Here is a 2262-nt window from a genome sequence, read left to right as displayed (position 1 = left end):
TCGGCAAAGTGTTGGATCTGTTCACTCCGGAGGAGTGTGCCAACTACTTCGCTTCATGTGGATATGTAAACAAGTAAGCCAAAAATGCTCTAGGGACATTTACCCACTCCGGTAGCCAATGCTGCAATCCAACCGCTTGATTCGTCCGCGCGTAACCCTTTGATCTGTATGGGCCTGCGTTGCGGCCTTTGCGGACTTCGGGCCAGTTCCAGGGAGCGAGGTCGGAGCGAGGAATGGCCAGGAGAGAATGGAATGTGGCCCGGAACGGCCAATTCGGGCAGCTACCGAAGTCCGCAGGCGTTCGCAGGAACCCACACGAGTACGCGGGAACCGGCGCGATCGGGCAAGAAAAAACCCCAACCGAGAACGGTTGGGATTTTGGTAAGTGGGGGGCGGCGTCTATTTAACAGCAGCCTACAACCCGCATGAATGCTTGATATAGATAAGAGATATAACCAGGGTTACTGTAAAAGTTACTGTATTTATATTTGGTTGGGCGCTTGGTAATCACCCTTCAGCAGTGAATTATACCCGCCACGCTCCAAATTTATTGGCCGTTTGATCAAGCCAGACTTTCAAAAGCTACCCCAATAAACGAAATTATTCGTTTATCTAACACAGACCGGCTAATCTTCATATCGCGCCCTGCACCGTAGTGATTTAGACGATTATTTTCAGGCGGGTGAGGGTAAGCCTACCCCTCGATTAGAATTATCACTCTGCCTGGTTCTGCTCAACCCGTTGTTTTACTTGAACTTTATAAGGTAAAGCGTGTCTTAGTGATATGAATTAAGATTCACGTTTACGGGCAGGACTAATGACTCAAGCGCAACAGGCGGACAAAATTTATCTGGGTAACCAAAGGGGTGGCACAACAGCGCATGTGGTAGAGGCTCGCAGGCGGATGGCAGCTAAGTCGTTTGCATGTCTGGACGTATTGGCTGAGGCAGCAGGCCGTGGTGACATAGAGGCGTGTAAGCTATTACTTGAACGAGTGATCCCACCTGTGAAGGTGCAGACAGTCACGCACCTGGTTACTAAAGACATTACCCCTGAAACAATAAAGATAATGGGCAGCCTGGTCAAAGTGATGGAGAACATAGAACACAGACTGGCTAAGCTGGAGGCACGCACCAAATGACTACGAACAAAATACAGAGGCAGTTAATACTTGAAGTACTGAGAGCAGGCCCAGCCAGTACACTAGACTTACGAAGCAAAGGGGTGATGCACCCGGCTGGTAGATTAATGGAGTTGAGGCTCAAAGGCTGCCTGATTGATACCCACTGGAGCTGGGAGTTTGACAGCGCTGGTATAAGACATAGGCAAGGGCGGTATGTGCTGCTGAGTGAAGCGCTGTAATGTATGTTTGCTAGCCTGATCTAGTGTTTGGTCTGCCCATAGTTTCAAAGACTTCTAATCCCCGCTGATAAACCCACCAAGCTGACCCACGGGTACCCACCACCCCCCTGTAGAGTTAGGAGTCCCACACTCCTACACCATGTTCTGAACGAACTTTGCTCAGTGCACTAAGTCCAGCTTTGGACTTGGCTTAGGCCACCCCACTACACCCCCGTGACAAGCGAATTACCCCGGCCACTGTGTCTGTAGATGCGATTATTTTTGGGTGGGTAAGGGGTAAGCCACCCCTTGGTTAGAATTATCACTCCCGAAAACTCGGGACAGCCAACCCCACGGGTGGGCAGGGGGTCACAAAGTTACTTTTTAGATTTAGTGGCTGCACCAACCAAAGCAGCAGTGGCTGGCTGAGGGGTAACTACGCCAGTACACTTTTTTGTTATAGCAGATTGGTGGATAGCCTCATACTCACCCTTCAAACGTGCATATTCGGCTTCCTGATCTTTGGTGCCCCCAAGAGCAAACAAAGCTGGCCAGAATAGTAATACCCCCGCTGTCGTGATTAGTGCATCATTAGATGCTGCTTTGTCTAATCGACCTGTTAACTCAGAAACTCGTGACTGCACTCGCAGCGACTCAGAGGAAAGTTGATCGCAGTCATAGGATTGATATTGAACAGGTGATATGTGTTTAGTCCCACGGTGTGCCGGTGTAACATATAACCAGCTACGGAGGGATGATTTATGGGACAGATATTACACGGAAGCGCCCGCACGACAGTGGCGGTGCGTCGAGCGATACAAAATAGTCAAGAGAGTCTGAATGTTCTGGCCAAGCGGCATGGGATTAATCCAAAAACGGTAGCGAAGTGGCGGAAGCGGGAATTCACCCACGATGCACCGA

At 50.0% G+C, this 2262-nt stretch carries 2 protein-coding genes and 1 pseudogene; all 3 read left to right on the top strand.

Going from position 1 to position 2262, the window contains the following annotated elements:
• Positions 1–817: 817 nt before the first annotated feature.
• Positions 818–1141 carry a hypothetical protein gene (locus C8R14_RS13170; protein ID WP_011635390.1) on the top strand — a complete coding sequence of 108 codons (324 nt, stop codon included), beginning with the start codon at positions 818–820 and terminating at the stop codon, positions 1139–1141.
• The gene (locus tag C8R14_RS13165) at positions 1138–1362 is read left to right on the top strand and encodes a helix-turn-helix domain-containing protein (RefSeq protein WP_041353593.1); all 225 of its coding nucleotides are present in this window, start codon (positions 1138–1140) and stop codon (positions 1360–1362) included. Before C8R14_RS13170 ends, C8R14_RS13165 begins: the two co-directional genes overlap by 4 nt.
• Positions 1363–2102: 740 nt before the next feature.
• Positions 2103–2262 (top strand): annotated as a pseudogene (locus tag C8R14_RS13155) (IS481 family transposase); the annotation flags it as partial.

The organism is Nitrosomonas eutropha (assembly GCF_003201195.1).
Lineage (GTDB): Bacteria > Pseudomonadota > Gammaproteobacteria > Burkholderiales > Nitrosomonadaceae > Nitrosomonas > Nitrosomonas eutropha.
Note: the sequence above shows the minus strand (reverse complement) of the source record. Positions and strands in the feature narration are given on the sequence as shown.

Coding starts and splice junctions, on each gene's coding strand:
- C8R14_RS13170 (WP_011635390.1), top strand. CDS start 818: ATGACTCAAGCGCAACAGGCGGACAAAATTTATCTGGGTAACCAAAGG.
- C8R14_RS13165 (WP_041353593.1), top strand. CDS start 1,138: ATGACTACGAACAAAATACAGAGGCAGTTAATACTTGAAGTACTGAGA.